This window comes from Thiocapsa sp. UBA6158, from assembly GCF_002423035.1.
Lineage (GTDB): Bacteria > Pseudomonadota > Gammaproteobacteria > Chromatiales > Chromatiaceae > Thiocapsa.
On record NZ_DIUM01000097.1, the window covers coordinates 1 to 22325 of the forward strand.

22 protein-coding genes are annotated in these 22325 nt (G+C 65.1%); 1 reads left to right on the top strand and 21 read right to left on the bottom strand.

The window, feature by feature from the left end; genetic code table 11:
- From B4N44_RS13390 to B4N44_RS13470, 17 genes are all read right to left on the bottom strand, one after another.
- Window positions 1-806, bottom strand: an 806-nt coding sequence (locus B4N44_RS13390; RefSeq protein ID WP_296701647.1) for a WD40/YVTN/BNR-like repeat-containing protein, incomplete at its 3' end; no start/stop codon positions are given.
- Window position 807: 1 nt separating this feature from the next.
- Complete coding sequence (locus B4N44_RS13395) at window positions 808-1080, bottom strand: MoaD/ThiS family protein (protein ID WP_296701649.1); 273 nt, start codon at window positions 1078-1080, stop codon at window positions 808-810.
- Between the two features lie 147 nt (window positions 1081-1227).
- On the bottom strand, window positions 1228-1692 hold the full coding sequence (locus tag B4N44_RS13400; RefSeq protein ID WP_296701652.1) for a protein YgfX: 465 nt from the start codon (window positions 1690-1692) through the stop codon (window positions 1228-1230).
- A gap of 12 nt (window positions 1693-1704) precedes the next feature.
- Window positions 1705-2805 (bottom strand): cytochrome-c peroxidase, encoded by a 1101-nt coding sequence (locus B4N44_RS13405; RefSeq protein WP_296701654.1) that lies wholly within the window; start codon window positions 2803-2805, stop codon window positions 1705-1707.
- Window positions 2806-2936: 131 nt separating this feature from the next.
- Window positions 2937-3242: a succinate dehydrogenase assembly factor 2 gene (locus B4N44_RS13410; RefSeq protein ID WP_296701656.1), complete on the bottom strand. Its 306-nt coding sequence runs from the start codon at window positions 3240-3242 to the stop codon at window positions 2937-2939.
- Window positions 3243-3282: 40 nt separating this feature from the next.
- Window positions 3283-3975 (bottom strand): succinate dehydrogenase iron-sulfur subunit, encoded by a 693-nt coding sequence (locus B4N44_RS13415; RefSeq protein ID WP_296701659.1) that lies wholly within the window; start codon window positions 3973-3975, stop codon window positions 3283-3285.
- A 189-nt stretch (window positions 3976-4164) separates the two neighbouring features.
- Window positions 4165-5913: a succinate dehydrogenase flavoprotein subunit gene (gene sdhA / locus B4N44_RS13420; RefSeq protein WP_296701661.1), complete on the bottom strand. Its 1749-nt coding sequence runs from the start codon at window positions 5911-5913 to the stop codon at window positions 4165-4167.
- 7 nt (window positions 5914-5920) lie between these two features.
- Complete coding sequence (gene sdhD / locus B4N44_RS13425; RefSeq protein ID WP_296701663.1) at window positions 5921-6265, bottom strand: succinate dehydrogenase, hydrophobic membrane anchor protein; 345 nt, start codon at window positions 6263-6265, stop codon at window positions 5921-5923.
- Complete coding sequence (sdhC, locus tag B4N44_RS13430; RefSeq protein WP_296701665.1) at window positions 6262-6636, bottom strand: succinate dehydrogenase, cytochrome b556 subunit; 375 nt, start codon at window positions 6634-6636, stop codon at window positions 6262-6264. Before sdhC ends, sdhD begins: the two co-directional genes overlap by 4 nt.
- Before the next feature lie 301 nt (window positions 6637-6937).
- Complete coding sequence (locus B4N44_RS13435) at window positions 6938-7954, bottom strand: lysylphosphatidylglycerol synthase transmembrane domain-containing protein (RefSeq protein WP_296701667.1); 1017 nt, start codon at window positions 7952-7954, stop codon at window positions 6938-6940.
- Complete coding sequence (locus B4N44_RS13440; RefSeq protein WP_296701669.1) at window positions 7951-8868, bottom strand: lysophospholipid acyltransferase family protein; 918 nt, start codon at window positions 8866-8868, stop codon at window positions 7951-7953. Before B4N44_RS13440 ends, B4N44_RS13435 begins: the two co-directional genes overlap by 4 nt.
- A complete protein-coding gene (locus B4N44_RS13445) occupies window positions 8865-12905 on the bottom strand; it encodes a translocation/assembly module TamB domain-containing protein (RefSeq protein WP_296701671.1) in 4041 nt (1346 codons plus the stop codon). The genes B4N44_RS13440 and B4N44_RS13445 overlap by 4 nt, the downstream gene beginning before the upstream one ends.
- Complete coding sequence (locus B4N44_RS13450) at window positions 12902-14707, bottom strand: autotransporter assembly complex protein TamA (protein WP_349681092.1); 1806 nt, start codon at window positions 14705-14707, stop codon at window positions 12902-12904. The genes B4N44_RS13445 and B4N44_RS13450 overlap by 4 nt, the downstream gene beginning before the upstream one ends.
- A 297-nt stretch (window positions 14708-15004) precedes the next feature.
- Entirely contained in the window at window positions 15005-15829 is an 825-nt protein-coding gene (locus B4N44_RS13455; RefSeq protein ID WP_296701673.1) for an ion transporter, read from the bottom strand.
- 39 nt (window positions 15830-15868) lie between these two features.
- Window positions 15869-16078, bottom strand: coding sequence for a CopZ family metallochaperone (locus B4N44_RS13460; RefSeq protein WP_296701675.1), 210 nt, complete (start codon window positions 16076-16078; stop codon window positions 15869-15871).
- A 124-nt stretch (window positions 16079-16202) separates the two neighbouring features.
- Window positions 16203-17177, bottom strand: a complete 975-nt coding sequence (gene glk, locus B4N44_RS13465) for a glucokinase (RefSeq protein WP_296701678.1) — start codon at window positions 17175-17177, stop codon at window positions 16203-16205.
- A 296-nt stretch (window positions 17178-17473) separates the two neighbouring features.
- The gene (locus B4N44_RS13470) at window positions 17474-17809 is read right to left on the bottom strand and encodes a sulfur globule protein CV3 (protein WP_296701680.1); all 336 of its coding nucleotides are present in this window, start codon (window positions 17807-17809) and stop codon (window positions 17474-17476) included.
- Between the two features lie 278 nt (window positions 17810-18087).
- Here B4N44_RS13470 and B4N44_RS13475 point away from each other — a divergent pair, with 278 nt between their 5' ends.
- Window positions 18088-18261 carry a hypothetical protein gene (locus B4N44_RS13475; protein WP_296701682.1) on the top strand — a complete coding sequence of 58 codons (174 nt, stop codon included), beginning with the start codon at window positions 18088-18090 and terminating at the stop codon, window positions 18259-18261.
- Between the two features lie 110 nt (window positions 18262-18371).
- Here the strand turns inward: B4N44_RS13475 and B4N44_RS13480 are convergent, their stop codons facing one another.
- The 4 genes from B4N44_RS13480 to cbiM form a co-directional block, all read right to left on the bottom strand.
- The gene (locus B4N44_RS13480; RefSeq protein ID WP_296701684.1) at window positions 18372-19397 is read right to left on the bottom strand and encodes an MlaD family protein; all 1026 of its coding nucleotides are present in this window, start codon (window positions 19395-19397) and stop codon (window positions 18372-18374) included.
- Complete coding sequence (locus B4N44_RS13485) at window positions 19394-20242, bottom strand: ABC transporter ATP-binding protein (RefSeq protein ID WP_296701686.1); 849 nt, start codon at window positions 20240-20242, stop codon at window positions 19394-19396. The genes B4N44_RS13480 and B4N44_RS13485 overlap by 4 nt, the downstream gene beginning before the upstream one ends.
- A gap of 51 nt (window positions 20243-20293) precedes the next feature.
- Window positions 20294-21481, bottom strand: coding sequence for an MlaE family ABC transporter permease (locus B4N44_RS13490; protein WP_296701688.1), 1188 nt, complete (start codon window positions 21479-21481; stop codon window positions 20294-20296).
- A 108-nt stretch (window positions 21482-21589) separates the two neighbouring features.
- Entirely contained in the window at window positions 21590-22243 is a 654-nt protein-coding gene (gene cbiM, locus B4N44_RS13495) for a cobalt transporter CbiM (protein ID WP_296701690.1), read from the bottom strand.
- Window positions 22244-22325 lie beyond the last annotated feature (82 nt).

The window sequence follows — 22325 nt, forward strand, 5'->3', positions numbered from 1 at the left end:
TTGGACCAACCGATGATCAAGGCCGCGAAGCCGAAGCTCGACGGCGGCACATCGGTCAGCTCGCGCCAGATCGCTCCGCCGTCGTCGCTGACGAAGATCCCATTGTGATGCTGCATCCAGAGACGATCCGGGCGTGCCGGACACTGGACGATGCGATGCGCGTCCTGAGCCAAGGGATCCCCGGCCATGGCCTCCGGTAGATACTCTGCGCGCAGACCCGATCCGATCAGCTCCCAGCTGACCCCCGCATCGCGGGTCGTCCAAACCCCGCCGGTCGAGACCCCGACCGTGACATGCAGCGGGTCGCGCGGATCCACGAGGATCGAGTGGATCCCCGAGAAATCGTAGCCTCCGCCGATCCATTGTTTGCGACGCGGGTCGTCCCAGAGGGTGCGCGAGAGCTCCCAGCTCTCGCCGCCGTCGGTCGAGCGAAAGAGTGCGCCGGGTATGACACCGCACCAGAGCTCGCCGGGCGCGCCGCACTCGAGTGTCCAGATAAGCTGCGTGCTCCAGGGGACATCGACACCGCGCATGGGGTCCTTGTCTTCGAGACCCTCCGGCTTGGGCGGGAAGGTCGGCGACGTGGCCTGGCTCCAAGTCTCGCCGCCGTCTTCCGAACGCTGCATCTTGACCCCGAAGTGCCCCAGGTCCAAGGCGGCATGGAGTCGGGATCCGCCCGGCTCGGCGAGAACGGCGGAGACCGGGTCCCCGAGAAACCAGGTCTTGGCGATCATCCACCGTCCGCCCTCGCCCCTTTCGATCCGAAACAAACCCTTGCGGGTCCCGACCAGCAGTCGGTCGCTCATCTCAACCTCCCGAAAGCGCCTGTGCGACGAAGATCTCGTCGCCCTCACCGATCGGGTCCGACAGCCCGGTGCGATCCCGGATCAGTGTCTCGTTGACGAAGATGGCCACATGTTTGCGCACGGCGCCTTGATCATCCAGAAGGAAGCCACGCGCGCGGGGATTGGCCTGAAAATAGGCATCCAGCGCCTCCCGGACCGTCGCGCCCGAGACGCAGGTATTCGGGCAGTCCAGGTATCGGTACAGATTGGGTGTGAAGCGCAAGGTCGTCGCCATGGCAGCTCCGCGGACTGCATTTCGCGATCGATGTGCGTCGAGGCATGAGTCTTGAGATTAGTCGATACCCGAGCATGCCGCTACGGTGATCCGGCCGGGCGGATCACGAGAACGAGACCGAACGCCACGGGCAAGGCCGGCCGGGCGTCAGGACAGGTCCGAGGCACGATCCCGTGCCGCACCCTCGATGCGAAGTCGCTGGCGCAGGCGCCGGAGCTGCTCGGGATCAAGCGCGTCGGCGAAGATCGGGAATGCGCGTCGACGCAGGAGGCCGAGACGGAAATTGAGCACGACGAGCGGGAGGGTGATGAAGGTGGCCGGCGACAGGCGGGCCTCGCACTCGACGCCGGAGACAAGCTGGATGCGCCAGGTCCCGTCCGAATCCCAGAGGACCGAACGGATGGACCAGGGAGCGCGCCGCAAGACATCGACGTAGCCGACGTAGAGCGCGCTCAGGACGACCGGGAGCAGCAGCACCAACGACAGCGGGCCGCCGGGAAGGACCGGGATCACGGCCGCCGCCGCGAGATGGCTCAGCGCGGCGAACAAGGCAAAGAGCCGGGACAACCCGGGACGGATCAGCAGCGGCGGCCGCTCTCGGTGAGAGCCCATTTCACGACCGGATCACGGAATTTCGGGCATGTCCCAGGTCTCGCGGCTCGAGAGCGCCCGCAGGAAGGCGCCGAGCTGGAAGATCTCGGCGTCGGTCAGACCGCGGTCGACCAGCAGCTCGGACTTGTTCGGATCCGGATTGCCGCCGGAGGCCATATAGCGGATCGCCAGCTCGAGCGTGGGCGCACTGCCGTCGTGGAAATAGGGTGCGCTCAAGGCCACGGAACGCAGCGAAGGCGTCTTGAATGCGCCGCGATCCGCCTCGTCCTTGGTCACGTTGAAGCGTCCCGGGTCGGGGGTTTCCTTTCCGTGCTCCAGGCCGACGTTGTAGAAGGTACTGTTGCCGTAATAGGGCAGCGAGTGACAGGCGACGCATCCGGCCTTGCCGACGAAGAGCGCCTGTCCGGCGATGGCGTCCGGCGTGACTACCCCGGCCTCGCCCATCTCGTGGCGGTCCCAGGGCGAGTCGTCGCTGTTCTTGGTGCGTAGGTAAGCGGCCAGCGCCTTGACGATCGTCTCCGGTGTGGCCGGACCGCCGAAGACGCTCTCGAACTGGGCGGCATATCCGGGGACCGCCTGAATGATCGGCGCGACCTGCTCCGGGTCGGCGTTGATCTGGGCCTTCCAGGCGGCCAAGACTTGCCCTTCGAGGGTGGTCGCACGGCCATCCCAGTACCAGGCGGTCTGGTAACCCGTGTTGTACAGCGACGGGGTATGCCGCGTATTCAGATCCCCGTTGTCCTTCGGCGAAAGTGTCCGCCCGTCGGTCCAGCCGAGATGGCGATAATGACAGCCCTGGCAGGCCATCTGCCCGCTGCCCGAGAGGCGCGGATCGACGAACAGTTGCTTTCCGAGCGCGATCTTCTCGGGTGTCGCGGGGTTGTCGTCGGGATGGACCATCGGGGGCAAAGCGGAGGGGCGAGCCGGTGCCGGATCAGTCGCCGTCACGGGAGCGGACCCCGCGGCAGCCACGGGAGAGTCGCCCCCCGACGCCGCGATCGACGGCTGTATAGGCTCGGGACTCGACTCGACGGCCTGGTTGCTGCGGTCGTGGACGATCCACAAGGACGTAGCCACAAGCAGCCCGGCAATGGGATAGCGGATATCGATCATGCGTTGTCTCCTCCAATGATGGTCGGCCTTGGGTGCGGCTCTTTGCCCGTCAAGCGAGATGATCCCGGGTCCGGCCTGCGAGCTCGAGTTGCCGCGCCGTTCGAGAGCGAGGAGATGATGCGATCGATAGGCTACCCCTGCAAGTCGGTCGACCCGCCGGGCCGTTCACGCACGACCGCGACGATGTGCTGCACCAGATCACGCAGCGCGACATCCGGCGGTTCGGCACGGGACATAAACCAGTCGCTGAGACGTTGGTCCTGCTCGGCAAGCAGGCGGACGAAGTCGAGACGTTGGACCGAGCTAAGATCGCGGAAGCCGAGATCGAGGAAACGATCCAGGAGGTGGTCGAGCTCCAACATGCCGCGCCGGCATTGCCAGCGCAGCCGTCGGATCTCAAGCTCCGTGTCCGACGCCTGCCGGGAGGCGTCGGTCATGGCCGTGATCTCGGAGGTCGATTCAGTCGTCACCGGAGCCTTACACACCCTTGTCCAGCATCAAATCCTTGATCTTGCCGATGGCCCGGGTGGGATTCAGACCCTTCGGGCAGACCTCGACACAGTTCATGATGCTGTGACAGCGGAAGAGCTTGTAGGGGCCGTCGAGCGCGTCGAGCCGCTCCTCGGTCGCCTGGTCACGGCTGTCGGCCAGGAAACGCCAGGATTGCAGCAGGGCCGCGGGGCCATGGAACTTCTCGGGATTCCACCAGAAGGACGGGCAAGCGGTCGAGCAGCAGCCGCAGAGGATGCACTCGTAGAGCCCGTCGAGCTTGTCGCGCTCCTCCGGCGACTGGAGGATCTCCTGCTCGGGGAGCGGATCCTTGCGCACCAGATAGGGCTTGACGGCGCGGTATTGCTCGTAGAACTGCGTCATGTCGACGACCAGGTCGCGGATCACCGGGCGGCCCGGGAAGGGGCGGACCTGGATCGGCTCCTTCAGCTCGGTGATCGGCGTGATGCAAGCGAGCACGTTGCGCCCGTTGACGTTGACCCCGTCGGAACCGCAGACCCCTTCGCCACAGGAGTGACGGAAGCTGAAACTCTCGTCCTGCTTCTTCACTTCGAGCAAGGCATCGCGCAGCATCATGCCTTGGAAGGTCTTGACCTCGTAGTCCTGCATCCGGGGCTTGGTATCGGTATCCGGATTGTAGCGGTAGACGCTGATCTTCATAACGCACCTGAATTCGTTGTTTTTGAGCGCTTAGCCCTGGGCCCTAACCCGGCAGAGCCCGAACCAAGAAACGTGGTCGAAGGCTCTGCTCGTTGTCGTTGTCGTGTTCGTCCGGAATCCGAATACGATTACGACAACGACAACGAAAAGTTCTGCGACGGGTTGTTCAAAGACTTGGGGAATAAGGGACTAGTAAACCCGTTCCTTCGGCGGAAACGACTCGACCGTCAAGGGTTTGGTGCGCACCGGTTTGTAGTCCATGCGATCGCCCTCCCGGTAGTAGAGGCTGTGCTTGAGCCAGGTCTGGTCGTCGCGCGCGGGGTAGTCCGGCCGCGAGTGGGCGCCTCGACTCTCTTGGCGATGCAGCGCCGAGACGGCGATCGACATGCCCACATCCATCATGTTTTCCAGCTCCAGCGCCTCGATCCGGGCGGTGTTGAAGACCTTGGAGTGGTCGGTCAGACGCACCTCGGGGAGCCGGTCACGCAGCTCGCAGAGCTTGTTGTAGCCCTCGGTCATGATCTCCTCGGTCCGGAAGACGCCGGCGTGATCTTCCATGCACTTGCGAAAATCGGCACGCAGCTGCTGTACCGTGGGGCCGTCACCTTTTTGCTCCCAGCGCCCCAGACGGCCCATGGCCTGATCCAGGCTCGCGGAGTCGACGGTGCGCTGATAGGGGTTTTCGCGGACGTACTCGATAATGTCCTTGCCCGCCAGACGCCCGAACACCAGGATGTCGAGCAGCGAGTTCCCGCCCAGCCGATTTGCCCCGTGCACCGAGGCACAGGCGCACTCCCCGGCCGCGTAGAGTCCCACCACGACCTCCTCGGAGCCGTGACCCGCCGGCATGGCGACCCGACCGAAGCGATCGGTCGGGATGCCGCCCATCGCATAGTGTGCGGTCGGAAAGACCGGGATCGGCTCGATCACCGGGTCGCAGCCGGCGAAGATTTGGCTCGATTCGCGGATACCCGGCAGACGCTTGGAGATGACCGCCTCGCCGAGATGATCGAGCTTGAGCATGACGTAGTCGCCGTTCTCGCCGCAGCCGCGTCCCTCCTTGACCTCGGTGACGATGGCGCGCGAGACCACATCGCGGCTGGCCAGGTCTTNNCGCTCCATGAAGCGCTCGCCGTCCTTGTTGACGAGATAACCGCCTTCTCCGCGTGTGCCCTCGGTGATCAGCATGCCCTTGCCGGCGATGCCGGTCGGGTGGAACTGGAAGAACTCCATGTCCATCAGCGGGATGCCGGCACGCAAGGCCATCGCGGCACCGTCGCCGGTGTTGATGTGCGCGTTGGAGGTCGTGCGGAAGACCTGGCCCCAGCCGCCGGTGGCGAGCAGGGTGGCCTTGGATTCGATCAGGAGCGGCTCGCCGGTCTCGATCTCGAGCACCAGCGCACCGCAGATCACCCCTTCGGTGTCGCGGACCAGATCGATGGCGAAGAACTCGTCGAAGAAGTGGGTGCGCGCGCGGATGTTCTGCTGATAGAGGGTATGCAGGATCGCGTGACCGGTGCGGTCGGCCGCCGCACAGGTGCGCGCCGCCTGATCGCCGCCGAAGTTCTGGCTCTGGCCGCCGAAGGGGCGCTGGTAGATCTTGCCGTTGTCCAGACGCGAGAAGGGCACGCCGGCGTGCTCGAGCTCGTAGACCGTCGGGATGGCCTCGCGACACATGAACTCGATGGCGTCCTGGTCACCCAGATAATCCGAGCCCTTGACCGTGTCGAACATGTGCCAGTGCCAGGAGTCCGGCATCATGTTGGCGAGCGCGGCGTTCACCCCGCCTTGGGCGGCGACCGTGTGCGAGCGCGTCGGAAAGACCTTGGAGACGACGGCAACGCGCAGATCCGCGCTGGCCAATTGCAGCGCGGCGTTCAGACCCGCGCCCCCGGCACCGATGATGAGTGCGTCGAAATGACGTGTTGGAATTCCCATGCCTGGATTACCCCTGCAGACCCGCGGTGATGATGGCCTTGAAGGCCCAGAGGCCCGAGGCGATGAAGACGAAGGCGAAGAGGGTCAGCAGACCGATCCGCAGGCCGAGCACATGCACGTAGTCGAGCAGGACGTCGCGGATGCCGACCCAGGCGTGGGCCAACAAGAGCGGCACGAAGAGCACGAGCCCCAGCGCGACGACCGGATGGGAGACCCAAGCGACCAAGGCGGCATGGTCGACGGGGGCGTTGAAGGCGAGCTGGATCAGCAGATAGCTCAGGAAAAGCGCCAGATAGACGGCCGTGGCGCGCTGAATGACCCAGGCCATGAGACCGGATGCTTGTCGGCTCATAACGCCAGCACTCCACCGATGACCAGGACGACGACCGCCGCGATCAGCGCCGTCCAAGCGCTTTGCCGAGCTGCCGGGCGATCCAGCCCGAGCCCCAGATCGAGCAGCAGATAGCGGATTCCGGCAAAGAGGTGATGCAGCAGACTCCAGGCCAGGATCAGCAGGATCAATTTGACCAGCCAGAAGCCCAGGATTCCGGCAACCTGCTCGAACCCCGCGGGCCCCGAGAGCGCCTGGTGGAAGAGGATCGCGGCGAGCGGGATGGCGAGAAGCATCAGCACGCCGCTGATGCGATGAAGTATGGACACGACAGCCGGAATCGGCAGCTTGATCCGCCACAGATCCAGGAATACAGGTCTTGTTGTTTGCATTCTCTAACCTTTGGTGATGCGCCTACGATGATGCGCCGGCCGCGATCCGACTCGACCCACCCGACTCCGGCCGATTTGACACCTGGATCGCCCCGGGGTTTTGCGGTCACGGGGATGCGACAGCCTTGCATGGATCATGGATTTCTGTCTGTGCCGAGGCGAAGGTCTGTCATCAGAGCGTCAAGTCGGGGCATTATTGTGCACTGCAACAGGGGGCGATTCAATCTTGAGAACAGCCAAGGGTCTTGCGGTTTTCCCGCTCGACCCCGTCAGCGCGACCCGCGTCTCGGGATCGCCCGGGTCAGCTTCCGCACGGCGGGCTGCCACCGGCGCGGATCGAGGTCTCGGGCAGCAGCAAGGCCAAGCCTCCGAGCACCAGGGTGGAGCCGAGCAGAAAGAGGTGGAGATTAACCGCGCCGGCCAACGCCAGCCTCGGATCCACGCCCAAGGGTGCAAGCGCCGCCACCACCGCCAGCTCGTAGCTCCCGCTGCCGGCAATGCCGTGGAAGGGCAGCACGCTCGAGAGTTCCGCCCCCATCACGCCCGTGAGCAGTCGCCAGAATTCGACCGGCAGGAAGTGCTCGAGCAGCACCGCGAAGGCCGTGAACTTGAGGGTCCAGGTCAGTGCCGTCCAGAGATAGACACGGGCGATGATCCCGGGCTGCGCGGGAGCGGCGCCCAGAACACGACGGACGAGCCGGATCAGCTTCGCCGCGAGACCGCTTGCGGACTGTCCCCTCGAGTCCTTTGCCAGGCCCCGCAGCGGTAAAAAGAGCAGGAGCCCGCCGAGCCACACCGGCGCCGCCCACCACCAGATCGGCGATGGATCGCGCAGGTAGAGGATCAGGATGCCGATCAAGGCCAGAAAATGCAGGTCCAGGATGCGGATCCAGAGCAAAGCCGCGGCGGCATCGAGAAAGCCGTGGCCGAAGTAACGCCGCATCAACCAAGGAAAGACCATCTCCCCGGCACGCATGGGCAAGAGGTTGTTCGCGGTGTTGTGCAGCATGCTCAGACGCAGAACGGTCGGGAAGCAGCCGTGAAACCGAGGTCCGAAATAGTCGTAAACCCGCACCGCCCGCAGCGCGTAGCTCAGTGCGGTCAGACCGAAAAGCGCGATCAATAGGAGCGGAGAAAGCGTGCGCCAAGGCGAGAGGAGCGGCCCCCAGCCGACCGTCCATTCAACCGCGATCACCAGCGCCGCCAGAAGCGCAGCGCCGATCGCCCAGTCACGCGGGCGACCGAAGCGCATGGCGCCGCCCTCGCCCGCCTCCCGACCACCCTTGCTGCCGGGTTCCTTGTCCCGGTCGAGACTCATCGCCGACGCCGCTTCGGCGGATAGATGGGCGCCTCGCCGGGAGGGCGGGTCTTGAAGCGACGATGCACCCAGAAGTATTGATCGGGCATGGTCTGGATGCGCGCCTCGATGATCTGGTTCATCCGAAGTGTATCGGCCGTGCGATCACCGCTCGGAAAATGCTCCAGCGGCGGATCGAAGATCAGCTCCAAGCCGCGTCCCCACGACAGGAAACGGGCGAAGGTCGGGATGACGACCGCGCCGGTCATGGCCGCGAAACGTCCGAGCATGGGCACGGTCGAGGCCGCGACACCGCAGAAGGGCACGAAGAGACCGCGCCGTCCGCCATCCTGATCGGGCAGGTAAAAGAATGGCGTCCCCTTCTTCATCTCGCGCACCAGGCCGCGCAGGTCGTCGTGGCGCTCGATGGAGACGCTGCCGTACTGTTGGCGCGCACGCCGCACCTGCCGGTCGACCACCGGATTGCGGATGCGCTGGTACATGTAGACGCCGGAGTGGACCAGCGCGGTAAAGGCCGCACCGCCGAGTTCGAGGCCGACGAAATGCGGTACCAGGACGATGACCGGACGCCCTTCGGCGATGTAGCCATCAATGCGCTCGCGGTTGCGGACCTTCACCACGCGGGCCAGGCGTGCACGCGACGCACCCCAACCGACGCCTTGGCAGAAGGCCGCCACGCCCAGCCAGCCGAACTGGGCACGCAGGATGCGCTCGCGCTCGCGCGGGGTCGCCTCGGGCAGACAGATCTCGAGGTTGCGCCGCCCGACGAGGCGCCGCGACCCGGCAAGCAGATAAGTCAAGCGCCCCACGCCGGTGCCGAGCGCCCAAATCAGCGGAAAGGGCAATCGGCCGAGTCCGTAGACCAGACCGACGACAAACCAGCTCGGCCAATATTTAGGGTGCGAGAGGCTCATCGCTCGAAGGTGTAGAAGATATCGGCGCCCTGATTGCCGCCGGTTTCGGTCTGAATCTCGATCCGGTCGGTCAGGTCGTATCGCATCCGGACACCGCCCGATTCGTTGCCGATACCGCTCTCGTACTCCACGAAGATCTTCGGCGCGATATAGGTCCCGAGCGCAAGACCGGCATTCGCCGCATCGCCGCTCGCGCTCGGGGCCACACCGGTCAGGAGAAACTTCATGACCTCGGCCTGGGTCATCCCCGGATCGGTCTCGGAGAAGAAGGCAAGCTTGGGATCGCGCAGGGTCCCGAGCACCTGGACGCCGGCAACGGTCGCTCCGCCGTCACGCTCGGCTTGGATGAGGAGGCCGGGGTTCCCGATCGGGCTGCGGGCATAAATCATGCGGCCTTGGACGATGTTCAGCGGCGCGCCGATCTCCGCGGCAATGCCGAAGCCGGTCGTCAACCGATATTGACCGTCGATGATCTGCAACTGACCGTTACCCAGCATGTCGCGTCCGGGCGTTTGCAGCAAGGCGAGCTCCCCGGCCAGGCGTCCGCGCACGCCGAACCCGTCGATACTGACCTGATCGCCGAGGATCAAGCGCAGATCGATGGCGAGGGGAAACGCCTTCTTCCGCTCTTGATCCAACAGGACGATATCGCTCGACGGCGTCTGTGCCCCGGCCGGGATAGACCGGGGTCGAATCCGCGCCTCGGGGATCCTGATCGCGCCGCTCAGACGCGCGCCCTTCGAATTGGCCTCGAAGTCGATGTCGGGTGAGACCAGGGCGAAATACTCGCGCGTATCTGCGACCTTGAGATTCGTGCCCGACACCCGTGCCTGTGCAGCGAATCCGCCGCCGCCGAAGCGCGCATCGCCCGTCAGCTCGAGTCGGCCGCCGCCGACGTCCGCCGAGCCCTGCAGCTCCATCCGGTCGACCGCCGGGGCGCTGACCGCAATGTTGAGATCGGCCACATTGAGGCCGACCAAAGGCACCGTAAAGCCGACATCCCGAACCCGCGCATCGCCCCGCAGCGCCGGTGCGCCGAGTGTGCCGCCCAACCCCAAATCCAGCGCGACGCCGCCGGTCATCCCGGTGATGTCGGGAACCAGATTGGCGACCCGCTCCAGGCCCCGGATCTCGCCGCGCAGGGTGCCGGCGAGTGGCTGACCGGGGCGCGCCGGGGCGTCGAGCCGCCAACCGGCGAGATCGAGCGTCCCGTCAATCTGCCCGAGCCCTTCGAGCGGCAGACCGAGCCGAGCGGAGAGCGCGCGTGCGCCTGCCTCCAGACCGAGACGCGTCCGCGAGAAATCGATGGTCTCGTTCCGGCCGCCGCCCATCAGCACCTGGGCCGCGCCTTGCGGGATCTCGGCGGTCGCGCTCCCGCTCAGGACGTTGCCGGCGATCTCGAAGCGCCCCCGGATGTCGGCATTGCCGCTGAGTGCGAGATTGCTCGGCATGACGGGCGCGAGGAGTGCGAAATCGGCCAGTGTGAAATCCAGACTCGCGACCGCGCGTTCGGCCTTGCTCCGGTTCAGCTCGGCACAGCCGCCGGAGCCTTTCGGCCCGCGGATGCAGAAGGGGCCGAAGGCGATCTTGGGGCCGGCAATGGAGACCGGACTCGGTTGCCGCAAGGCCCAGTCTCCGAAGGTCGTCGTGTCGAGATCCAGGCGCGCGATCCGCCCGCTATAGGCCCCGTCCCTCGCAAGCCCGCCGGAACCCTCGAAGGTCACCGATATCGGCTCGCCCTTGAGCGTCAGCTCGAGACGGTGATCCGGGATCCGGCCCGCGCCGCGCACCGAGAGCGTCTCCCAGATCATGTCGCCGGCGATCAGCCGCGTACCGTCGAGCCGGATCTCGAAAGGATCCTCGGGAGACAATCCCAGATCCAGTGTCCCCTTCAGGCCGGCGATCCCCTGCCCTGCCCACTCGGCATCCCGCGCCGAGAGATCGAGCAAGACCCGCGGCGCCTCGCGCGGTCCCGAGACCTTGCCGCGGGCGGTGAGACTGCCGCTGGCCTCGGGCGCCAAGCTGGCAAGGTTGGAGGATTCCAGATCGAAGCTCACATCCAGCGCCTTGTTGATCTGTCCAGAGACCTGCAAGGAGCTGGGACCGGATGCCGCATTCAGCCCCTCGATCCGGATGGTCTCCCCGACCAGGATGACCGAACCGGAGGCGACGACGGGATAACCGCGCACGATGCCCTCGAACCGCTCGATGGCGGCGACCAGGTTCGGCCCCGCAGGCTCGAGCGTCCCTCGGCTCGTCAATCGGCCACCGAGATTGCCGGGCCACGCGGGGGCAAAGGTGCCCGGATCCAGACCTGCGGCGTCCAAGCTGGCATCCCAGGAGACCACGGGATCCCAGCCGACCGCGCCAAGACCGGTGATACGCCCGTTGAGCGTGTCGAGCGTCAGGGTCTCGACCCGGGTCTCGCGACGGTCGCCCCGACCACCGAGGCGCAGCTGGGAAGGCGGCAGACCGGGGCCGACCGAGCGGGCGGCCAAATCGTATTCGAACCCGTCCAATCCGCCCGCGCTCGAGAGTTGAAACGAGAGTCGATCCTCGAACCCCTCCACCAAGACAACCGGATCGAGATCCTTGCCGTTCAGGCTCAGCGTCCAGCTCAGGCCGGGCGACCAGGCCACCTCGCCCTCGCCGAGCAGCTCGCCGTCGAGCAGGGCGAGCTTCATGGCGTCGATGCGCGTTCCCGAATCCGTGCCCGTACCATTCAGATCCAGCGTCAGCGCAGGAATGTCCGGACCCTGTGCAGCGAGCGAGAGGACATAGTCAAAGGCATCGAAGGCACCCGAGACATCGAGCGTCCCGCGGGGTGACTCGGCGATCACATCGCCGCTCAAAGGCCAACGCAGGCGCTCCCATCGGCCGGCCAGCCCGAGGCGACCGGGCGTCGCACCTGTATCGACTTGGCCGGTCAGATTCAGCAGGGCATCGGAAACCTGCTCGGTCAGCGCGAGGCTGCGGATCTCCAGGATCCGCTCGGCCCAGAGGACATCCAGCACGGCCGCGAGATGTCCGAAATCAGGCAGCTGCGGGGCGCGGGCATCAAGCTGTCCCTTGACCGATGCCTTATCGAGATCACCCTGCGTCTCGAGACTGCCGGTCACCGTGACCTCGGGCAGATCGGACCCGAAATCGGGCAGATCCACGCCAAGGATCTCCAGCCGACCATCCCAAGCCGGCTCCCCGAGCGGGTCCTCGACCCGGACATCCAGATCCGCCTGCGCCGAGCCGCTCAAACGGTGTCGGACCTGCAAGGATGCCAGATCACCCGTGAGCTGCGCCGAGCCCTGCAGGGCGATCGCGGGGGGCTGCGTCATCTCCCAGTCGAGGTCCAGATCCAACGGGTAGTCGCCGCTCAGCTCGACCCGACCGAAGGCGCGCGCGGCCAGCCGCGGGGTCGGCATCACTACCTCCAAACGCGTGACCTCGAGCGCGCTGCCCCGCAGGCTCGCGGACAGAGTCGCGTCCTCGATCACGAAGAAGGGCTCGCCCTCGCCGTGCTTGAACAGACGCAGCCGCTCGACCTGCGCCTCGTGCAGCTCGATGCGAAGCGGCAAGGCAATGTCGGGCAGGACGAGCGGTGTGGGCTCTTCGGGACTCGGCGGCAACACCAGATCCAGGTCATGGATCCGCAGCACTTGAATCGGTAGATCTCCGCGAAGGGCAGCAACGGGCGACCAGCTCAGACCGATGCTGCCGGCACGCATCTCGAAGTCCGCAACCGTGATCGCGAGCCGATCGAGTGTCAACCGACCCGTGATGCGCCCTTCGACGCGCTCGACGCTCAGGACACCGGGCACCAAGTCCTCCACCAACCCGATCGCAAAGCGCAGTCCGGTCTGGGTCCCGAGCACCAGCCCCAGCATCAGGACCAACAGGAACGTCAAGGAGACGAGCAGCCCGAGGATCAGGCGCAGCGGCCGGACGCGCCGACGCCGCCGGGTCTGCGCGGGGGCGGCCAGCGTCGGCTCGGCCGGCGCGGGTCCCTCGGTGGGGAGCGCAGAGTTATCTGTCTCGCTCATAGATCGGGCCCGATGACGAAGACGAGGCGTGCCGGGGGCCAGCCGTCGCCGATCTCGTCGTCGTTTTGGGTGAACGGCAAGGCGAGATCCACGCGCACCTGGCCGATGGGCGATGCCCAACGCACACCAAAGCCGACGCTCTGCTGAAATTTGTTCTCGTAATCGGGATCGAAGGCGTTGCCGAAATCGGTGAAGACGGCGGCACTCCAAGGGCCGCGGATGGTGCGCTCGAGTTCGAGGCTACCGACCCCGAGATAGCGCCCGCCGACGGTGTCGTCGTTGAAGGGCTCGGTCGGTCCCAGTGCGTTGTAGCCCCAGCCGCGTATGGTGTTGTCGCCGCCGGTGAAGAAGCGGCGACTCGCCGGGAGCTCGGTCAGATCTTCCGCCAGGGTCACGCCCAGATCGGCGCGGGTGATCAAGCGGTACTTGTCTGCAAAGCCGCGAATCCACTTGAGCTGCAAGGCGGCGCTCAGATACGAGGCGTTCGAGATCACGCCCTCGACGGCTCCCAGGAGACCGTAGCGGATCCGATATCCGCGCTTCGTGTTGATCGGGTCGTCCGCGACGGTCTTCGACCAGGAAATGTTCGGCGCCAGCTCGGAGGAGATCCCGGTCTGGATGTCGCTGATCTCGTAATCCTCGTAGGTGTAATCGATGCCGACAGTGCGGCGCCAGTTGCTCGGCGTGAGTGTCGAGTGCGCAACCTGAACCGAGTTGAGCCAGCCCTTCTGCGTGTTGATGTTGGACCAAGTCGACTGGGGCTTGATGATGATGTAATCGCGCGTCGGATCCTGAATCGGAATCCGGTAGTCGAAGCTCCATTGGGAGAGCACGGGCGAGAGCTGCAGCTCGGTTCGGAAGTTATGCCCCCACTGATTGACGTAACGACGACGCCAATCCGCACTGACCCGCGGGCCGGTATCGGTCGTGAATCCGGCACCGATGCGGTACTTATCACGTTTGTTGCGGGTTGCGACCACCTCGATCGGCACCAGCGTGTCGTCGCCGGTCGCATCCTTGCGGGGCACGATCTCCACGTCGCTGAAATACTCGGTACCGAGCAGCCGCCCCTGCAGCGCAAGGAGTAGATTCGGGTCGTAGACGACTCCGGGCTCGAAATTCACGAAGGAACGCAGAAACTTGTCGTTCAGAAGGTCCTGCTTGAAGGACACCTTGCCGAGGTAATAGCGTGGCCCGGTGTCGAGCTCGAACTCGACGATCGCCTCATAGGCCACCATGTCGACGAGGACGCGGTGGCGCACGAGGTTGTAGTCCAGATAGCCGCCGGAAGACGCGCGAGAGCGCAGATCGGATTTGGCCGCTTCGTACTTGGCGTGGAGCAGGACATCGCCAACCTGCATCGGAAAGGTTTTGGGAAAGGCGGGGTCATCGCCCCCCTCACCGATGACCGCGTAGTCGACGCGACCGATCTTCACCGCCGCTCCGGGAACCACCGCGTAGGTCGCAAGCCAGGTCCCGTTCGGATCCGAGGGCACCTCGAGCCGGTCCGTGACCTCGACCTGATAGAGGCCGAAGGGCGACAAGGCATCGCGGATCTGGTCGGGAGCCAACCTGTGCAGCGCCTCGACACGGGCAGGCGTCAGATCCGCCTCGGTGCGCTCCTGATAGATGGACAGCAAGGCGAGGACGTTCGTCTCCTGCTCGCCCGCAAGGCCCGTGACCTTCACCTCGAGCCTCATCGCGAGCGCGTTGCCGGCGGCCAGCATCAAGGCGACCAGCACCAGCCATGCGCCGGCTCCCGAGCGCACAATCAGGGGCCGGGCTGCATCGATCGACTGCACCGCTCGACCTCTTCGCGCTTGATCCAAACTTGCCCCCTCGACCATCGACAAAAACAATCCGACACGACCTCGGAGCCGCGACGAATCGACACCGCAAACGCAGCCGGTTTATTCGTAGACGAATTACAACAACAAGCATCCCAAAAGCGACAGTTTGTATCATAGTACCAAAAACAAGTGCGCGCACGGGGCCGACCCTGCCGAACGCGTCGGCTCGAAGCGGTGCCGACACGGCACCACGTCGACGCTGCGCCCGCACCAATCCAACCCCGGTCCGATCCGACGCAGCTGAGGTGATCAGCCAGGCTCGCGACGGATCGCCAAGTCCCGACGCAGTCCCTCGATCTCCTCGCGCAAGGCACGCACCTCGAGCTCCACATGACGACTATCCCGGTGCACCGTCTCCTCGATGCGCTCGCGTTCCGCGGCATGCTGATCGTCATGCAGCGTCTGCATGGTGTCGACGATGATGCCGATGAAGAGGTTCAGCATCGTAAAGGTCGCGATCAGGATGAAGGGAATGAAAAACAACCAGGCATAGGGATAGACATCCATCACCGGACGGACGATCCCCATCGACCAGCTCTCCAACGTCATGATCTGAAACAGGGTGTACATGGATCCACCGAGGGTGCCGAACCACTCGGGAAAGCGCGTCCCGAACAGACCTGTCGCGATCACGGCGGCCACATAGAAGAGCAGCAGCATCAGAGATGCGATCGAGGCGATGCCGGGCAATGCCTTGAGCAGCGCCTCGACGACGAACCTCAAACGCGGCGACACCGAGGCCAAACGCAAGACGCGAAGGACACGCAGCGCGCGCAAGACCGCAAGCGGTCCGCTCGCCGGGACCAGCGCGATCGCGATCACGATAAAATCGAAGAGGTTCCAGCCTCGACGGAAGAAATCCAGCCGTTGGGCAAAGAGCTTCAGCAGGATTTCGACGACGAACGCGGCCAGGATCACCCGATCGAGCAGATGCAGGATGCCGCCATAACTCGCCATCATGCTCGACGAGGTCTCCAAACCCAGGGTAACCGCATTGATCAGGATCAGCGCGATGATGATGCGCTGTATCCGGGCCGACTCGATCCATACACCGACCTTCTCACGGCTCGACATAGCAACTGCCTCCGACAAAACTCATGATCCGCCCCGAGCTCATTGGGGAGGCGCGGGCTCCGCACCATAGCCTTCGGCCACGACGGCCGCGACCAAGGCGTCGACATCGGCCTGCCCCTCCACGCAGGCGCGACCGAGCTCCAAATCGACCGCGACGGACTCGACGCCGGCAACGGCCTCGAGCGCCGAGCTCACCGCGCGCACACAGTGGCCGCAGCTCATCCCGGTAATGCTGAGTGTTTGTGTCATGGGTTTTCTCTTTGGATTGAGCCTCCTGCTTCCTGCCTCCTGCCTCCTGCTCGCAAACTCGACTATATAGGCAGACTCACGGCTGGGGGCTGGCGGCTGGGGCTGGCGGCTGGCGGCGGCTCCCCTACTGCGACGCCAGAAACAGCGCTGCACCCAAGAGGGGCGCGCTCGGCTGCACGATCACCCGAACCGGCATCGCGCGCATCAGAGGCTCCAGCCGGCCTTTGTCGAAGAAGCCGTCCAAGAAGGCGCTGCGGCGCAGGGCATCGAGATTCTTCGGCGCGATGCCGCCGCCCAAAAAGACACCGCCGAGCGCCATCTGCTTGAGCGCCATGTTCCCCGCCTCGCGGCCGTACAGCCGAAAGAACAGCTCCATCGTCTCGATACAGACCGGGCAGGCGTTCTCCGAGGCGGCCACCGCGATGACCGCAGCGGCGTCGCCGGTCTCGATCGCCTCGCGCAAGGGCGGGGGCGACGCGATACCGCGCCACTGCGACAGGAAATCGTAGAGATTCCCGATCCCGAGTCCGGAGACCACGCGCTCCCAACTGACCCGACCGAGCCGCTGCTTCAGAAAGGCATGCAGCGCATACTCGCGCTCGTCGGTCGGCGCAAAGTCCGCGTGACCGCCTTCGGTCGCGAAGGGATGATGACGCAGGCCGTCCCAGAACAAACCGGCCTCGCCGAGCCCGGTCCCTGCGGCCACGACACAGGCGTTGCCGTGGACCGACTCGCCCGGATGGAGCTCGGCCACATCCTCTGGCCCTAAGGCCGCAAGACCCCAAGCCGTCGCCTCGAGATCATTGAGCAATGCCACCCCGGCAAATCCGAGCGCCTGCTCCATGGCCTCGGCATCCAACCTCCAGGGCAGATTCGTCGCCTGACTGCGCCGATCCCGCACGGGTCCGGCGATCGCGAAGGCCGCGAACCGACAGCCCACCCCCGTGTCCTCCAAATAGCACCGGACGATCTCGTCGAGCGAGGCGAACTCCGCGCTCGGATACTGTCTCGTCTGCTCGAGATCGACCCTGTCCCGATGCGTTTTTGCAAGACCCAGTGCGGTCTTGGTTCCCCCAATATCGCCAACGAGTACACGCATGTCGTCTCTCCGGTCACGTCGCTACCGGGGCGCGCTTCCGCTCGCAACCCCATGCCGACCCGTTATCGGCCGGCCAACCGACGCGGATCATAGCAGGCGATGGGCGCTGCGGGGCTGCGGAGGCGAAAGTCCAACGGAGCTGCCGAACCCATCCGCCTTCCGGTGGCGCCATGTACGGCGACGCCGGCGAGCGGATGATCCGATCGCCAGGCTCGGAGTCCGGAACGAACGCCCGCCCCGACACCGAGCGGCGCCGGGGCGAGGATACTCAGGGGCTGGAGGAGATGGCTCGGGGGTTACTTGTCGGTATCAGCGCTCGACGTGCCGGACGTGCTCGTCGGGTAGCTATAGGCGGGATAGGCGTAGGCCGGATAGCCATACAGAGGCGCGCCCCATCCGTAAGGGGCACCGACCCCGTAAGGCGCACCGTAGAGGCCGTAGGGATGATATCCATATCCGCCATAGGGATAGCCGCCGTAGGGGCCGTACCACGGAGAGTTCCAGGGCCCACCCCAACCACCCGGGAACATCCCGAAGGGCCCGGAGCCCCAGAAGGCGTTCGCCGACATCGAGCCGAACGCCGAGACAGCGGCGACAGCCGCAGCAAGCACAAGCCGTTTTGTTGTCGTCATCACATTTCTCCCGTCTCGAGAAACCTGTTGAGCACGCCGTAAGCACGATTCGCCCCGACGTGCGGACAAGAGTAGGACGGAATCCGAGTTAGAGCGTTGATCTTGATCAATAATCGCTAATATTAGCGATCATCTCAGAACACCCACCCAATCGACACCATTCGTGGACGAGGTGTCGCAAAAACAGGTGAGAAAAACCAAAATGAGGGCTTGATTAATTAGAATATGCTTATATAATGATCCCCATACCAGCAACCACTCGAAATCGGAGATGTACCATGGGTGCCTTAGGTGTTCTTGCCGCAGTCGCTCTGCTCGCGGGCGGAGTCCAAACCACGATGGTCATGCCGGAGTCTGAGCGTCTCGCCAGCGAAGAGTCGAAAGAGCCGGTCGTCGAAGTCCAGGCGGTTTCCACCGACTCGACCCAGACCGTGAGCTTCCTCGACTTCTAATCGAGTCCAGCCTCGGCCGATCAGGCCCGGTCCGCTTGCGAACCGGGCCTGATGCTTTTCGAGGCCGCCAAAATCCGAGATCGGCAGCGTGCACTGCGACCGTCTCGACGCTATCGCTTACCGCGCAACAGCGCGTCCGGATGCCGCTCCAGGTAGTCGGCGAGATCCCGAAGCGACCGAGCCGCGGCCGATGCCTCGACGAGAAACCGTTCGAGCCGAGCGCGTGTCGCGGAGGAATCCCCGGTCAAGGATCCCAGCGAGCGCATGGCGCCCTCGACCTCGCCGAGTGCCGACAGGGTCGCGCCCGTAAGCGGGACCACCTGATCGTCGACCCGGCGCACCAAACGCGCCAACTCTTCGGTGAGCATCTCGATATTGTGCGTGACCGGGACCACGCCGGCTTGCACCGCTCGCGCCATCGCGCTGTAGTCTTCGAGGGTCGAATCCAGGCGCCGTGCGAGCGGCTGCACCTCCCGATCGAGATCTCCGATCACGACGCGTGCCTCGTCCAGGGTCGTGTTCAGGGTCTCGATCAACCTCAGCACCTCCCCCGAGCCGATCAACTGCCGAACCGATGCCAAGGTCAGCGACGCCTCGTTGACCAACTCGTCGAGCCGCAGGTTTTCGAGCATCTCGGACAGACGATCACGCGTCGCCTCGATCGAAGGCACCTCGACGACGTCCTCGGGATCCTTGATCAGGCGCGGCGGGCGGCCTGGAACCAGCTGCAGGGCGACCATGTACTGGCCGGTAACGAAGCTCAACGACTCGAGCCTGGCGTGCAGACCGCGCTCCTTGACCAAGCGCCGCAGGATCTGCGCAGGCGAATCATCCGACCCCGCCCCCAGGATGTGCACGCTGTCGGGCCAGACCTCGTAGGTCACGGGCACGCTGAAGATCCCCGTCTCCGGCGAGAAACTGAGCTCGATCCCGGTCACGCGCCCGACCGTCACCCCCTCGAACTGAACACCGGCGCCGACGCTCAGCCCCTGCACCGAGCCCGGAAAGTAGGTCACCATCGGCACGCGCTCGCGAAAGAGCGCACCGCTGCCGAACACCAGGATCGCGATCACGACCAGGGTCAAGGCCCCGAGCACGAAGCCGCCGATCACGGTCGGATTGGCCTGTTTGCTCATTCGCCTCCTCGGCTCAAAAAATCACGGACGAGCTTGATCTCGCAATGCTCGCGCAGATCGCGGGGGTTGCCCGTGGTCAGCATGGTCCGGGTGGCGGCGTCGAGGAACACCGAGTCGTCCGCAATGGCAAAGATGCTGGCCAAATCGTGTGTGACGACGACCATGGTTGTCCCGAGACTTTCGCGCAGCTCCAGGATCAAGTCATCGAGCAGACGCGCGCTCAGCGGATCCAGACCCGCGGAGGGCTCGTCGAAAAAGAGGATATCCGGATCCAGCGCCATCGCGCGGGCGACGCCGACGCGTTTGCGCATCCCCCCGCTGATCTCGGATGGATAGTAGTCGCAGTAGGCCGCAAGCCCGACCAAGGCCAGCTTGTAGACCGCGACCTCGTGGATCTGGCCGCGCCGCAGGTTGGTATATTGCTCGAGCGGCAAGGCGACGTTCTCTTCGAGTGTCATGGAGCTCCAGAGCGCGCCGCTCTGATACATGACCCCGTTGCGACGCATCCGTCGAGTGCGCGCCTGTTCGGGCGCGCCCCAAAAACTCTCGCCGTCGAACAGGATCCGCCCGGCCTGCGGCGCGAGGAGTCCGATCAAGCTGCGCATGAGGGTGCTCTTGCCGCTGCCGCTGCCGCCCATGATGACGAAGACGTCGCCGCGCCGGACACCGAAGCTCAGATCGCGCTGGATCACCGTCTCGCCGTAGCCGACCGACACGGCATCGAGCAGGATATGTGGATCCGCCTGCTTGGATGTTGGCTTGGATGTTGGCTTGGATATCGGCTCGGATTGCGGCTCGGATTGCAGCGCGGCGCTCGGCGGCTTGGTCGGCCGATCGGCAGACATGGGGTCGGTTCTGTTCTCTGCGGCTTGGCTCGACATCGGCGCGGCAGCGGCTTACGACAGTCCGATCGCGTCGAAGACGATGGTGAGGCCGGCCGAGGCGATCACGATGAAGACAATCGCGGTCACCACCGCCGAGGTCGTCGCCTCGCCGACCGCGGCGGCGCTGCGTCCGCTCTGCATCCCGCGCAGACAACCCGACACGGCGACGATCGCCCCGAAGACGGTCGCGCTGATCAAGCCTTGCGTGATGTGGTTCCAGCCGATCGCCGCAACCGTCTGGGTGAAATACTCGGTCGGGCTGAGACCACCGACCACGGTGCCGGCGAAGGCCCCGCCCAGGATCCCCATGAGGTTTGCGTAGATCGCCAGGAGCGGCGTCATCGCCACCAGCGCGATCAGTCGCGGTAAGACCAGAAACTCGACCGGCGAAATCCCCAAGGTGCGCAGGGCGTCGATCTCCTCGTTCACCTGCATGGTCCCGAGCTGGGCCGCAAAGGCCGCACCGGTCCGCCCGGCGAGCACGATCGCCGTGATGAGCGCGCCCATCTGGATGACGATGGCGAGTCCGACCAGGTCGGCGACGAAGATCCGTGCACCGAATTGGGCCAACTGCTGATCGCCGATATAGCCCAGGATAAGGCCGACGAGAAAGCTGATGAGACTGATGATCGGCAGGGCATCGGCACCGACCTCCTCGACCAGCAGCCAAAGCTCGGAGCGCCGGAAACGTGCGCGCCCCGAGAGCATCGCGCGCAGCGCGAGCGTGACCTCGCCGATGAAGGCGAGGATCTCGCCGGTGGAGCGCGCCAGATCGATGAAATCCAGACCGAAACGCCGCAGAAAGGGGTCGGCATGCTCGTCGCGACCCTCGGCACGGCGCTCCGGCACGCTCGAGGCCAAACGCAACAGGGCTTGAATCCCGTCGGGCAGTCCCTCCTCTTTGACCTCGATACCGCGCTCCCGACACCGCCAGGCCAGTGACGCCAAATAGCTCACGAGGCCGGAGTCCCAAGCGACCAGATCGGAGGTCTCGAAGGCGATGGACGCGGGTCCCGGCTCGGCAAACAGCTCGGCATCGATCCGATCCAAGTCCGGCAGGTCCGCGTCGAGCCGCCAAGCACCGCCGATCGCCACAACCACGTGGCTGGCCTGGTCGCGCGCGAGCTTGATCCGCGCGGCGGGATGCGGCTTGACGGGATTGGAGACGGGGTCGGTCATGTCACCGACAAGGATGCGCATGACGGGCCATGCAGCGCAAGTATGTGGGGGCGACTTCAGTCGCCTCTGCGCCCCTCGCCTTCGACCGGGTGGGCGACTAAAGTCGCCCCTACGCGCCCCTACGCGCCCCTACACGGTCGTTCGCTCGGCCGGCAGAAGGCGATCGCTTGCAACCACGGGGAGCAGCTCGGGACGCACGCTCAAGAGAAGACGCAAGGTCGCCGCGGTGATCGCACCTTCAACGAGCATCACCGGGATCTGAACGATCAGGGTCAATTGGGCCGCCACCAGGAATGCGCTCCCGCTCAGCGCGAGTGTACCGGCCACCGCCAAGGCGGACACGCCGAACGACAAGGCGCCGACCAGGAAACCGACAACGAGCACCGTCACCGAGCGAGGAGAGATGTCCGAGTGCAACAAGAACCGATGCGCGAGCAAACCGATCAGGACCGCCGGAAGGGCCAGATTGAGTGTATTGACCCCGATGACGGTCAGACCGCCGAACCCGAAAAAGGCCGCCTGCAGCAGCAGGCCGACCAGGATCGCGGGAAAGGCGGCCCAGCCGAGCAGCAACCCCATGAGTCCGGTCAGCATCAGATGGGCGCTCGACGGGCCGACCGGCACATGGATGAGAGAGGCGATAAAGAAGACGGCCGTCAGGAGTCCGGCGCGCGGGATGGACTCGGTATCGAGCGCGCTCAAACCCCGAGCGACGCCCGCCACCGCGAGCATGGCTGCGCCGATCAAGACCGGCGCACCGAGAACACCGTCGACGATGTGCATAGCTGTAATCGATGTCCTGACCAGGGCCAAGACGCGTAGCACCTCGGCACAAGTGGTAATACCTGCGAAGGTAGCACTCAGC

Bases quoted from the DNA above. Each gene is read 5' to 3' on its own strand.
- cbiM (WP_296701690.1), bottom strand. From the start codon at position 22,243: ATGCACATCGTCGACGGTGTTCTCGGTGCGCCGGTCTTGATCGGCGCA.
- B4N44_RS13440 (WP_296701669.1), bottom strand. From the start codon at position 8,868: ATGAGCCTCTCGCACCCTAAATATTGGCCGAGCTGGTTTGTCGTCGGT.
- glk (WP_296701678.1), bottom strand. From the start codon at position 17,177: ATGCGTGTACTCGTTGGCGATATTGGGGGAACCAAGACCGCACTGGGT.
- B4N44_RS13460 (WP_296701675.1), bottom strand. From the start codon at position 16,078: ATGACACAAACACTCAGCATTACCGGGATGAGCTGCGGCCACTGTGTG.
- B4N44_RS13470 (WP_296701680.1), bottom strand. From the start codon at position 17,809: ATGACGACAACAAAACGGCTTGTGCTTGCTGCGGCTGTCGCCGCTGTC.
- B4N44_RS13405 (WP_296701654.1), bottom strand. From the start codon at position 2,805: ATGATCGATATCCGCTATCCCATTGCCGGGCTGCTTGTGGCTACGTCC.
- B4N44_RS13490 (WP_296701688.1), bottom strand. From the start codon at position 21,481: ATGCGCATCCTTGTCGGTGACATGACCGACCCCGTCTCCAATCCCGTC.
- B4N44_RS13475 (WP_296701682.1), top strand. From the start codon at position 18,088: ATGGGTGCCTTAGGTGTTCTTGCCGCAGTCGCTCTGCTCGCGGGCGGA.
- B4N44_RS13480 (WP_296701684.1), bottom strand. From the start codon at position 19,397: ATGAGCAAACAGGCCAATCCGACCGTGATCGGCGGCTTCGTGCTCGGG.
- B4N44_RS13435 (WP_296701667.1), bottom strand. From the start codon at position 7,954: ATGAGTCTCGACCGGGACAAGGAACCCGGCAGCAAGGGTGGTCGGGAG.
- B4N44_RS13415 (WP_296701659.1), bottom strand. From the start codon at position 3,975: ATGAAGATCAGCGTCTACCGCTACAATCCGGATACCGATACCAAGCCC.
- B4N44_RS13455 (WP_296701673.1), bottom strand. From the start codon at position 15,829: ATGTCGAGCCGTGAGAAGGTCGGTGTATGGATCGAGTCGGCCCGGATA.
- B4N44_RS13445 (WP_296701671.1), bottom strand. From the start codon at position 12,905: ATGAGCGAGACAGATAACTCTGCGCTCCCCACCGAGGGACCCGCGCCG.
- B4N44_RS13410 (WP_296701656.1), bottom strand. From the start codon at position 3,242: ATGACCGACGCCTCCCGGCAGGCGTCGGACACGGAGCTTGAGATCCGA.
- B4N44_RS13395 (WP_296701649.1), bottom strand. From the start codon at position 1,080: ATGGCGACGACCTTGCGCTTCACACCCAATCTGTACCGATACCTGGAC.
- sdhC (WP_296701665.1), bottom strand. From the start codon at position 6,636: ATGCAAACAACAAGACCTGTATTCCTGGATCTGTGGCGGATCAAGCTG.
- B4N44_RS13400 (WP_296701652.1), bottom strand. From the start codon at position 1,692: ATGGGCTCTCACCGAGAGCGGCCGCCGCTGCTGATCCGTCCCGGGTTG.
- sdhD (WP_296701663.1), bottom strand. From the start codon at position 6,265: ATGAGCCGACAAGCATCCGGTCTCATGGCCTGGGTCATTCAGCGCGCC.
- B4N44_RS13485 (WP_296701686.1), bottom strand. From the start codon at position 20,242: ATGTCTGCCGATCGGCCGACCAAGCCGCCGAGCGCCGCGCTGCAATCC.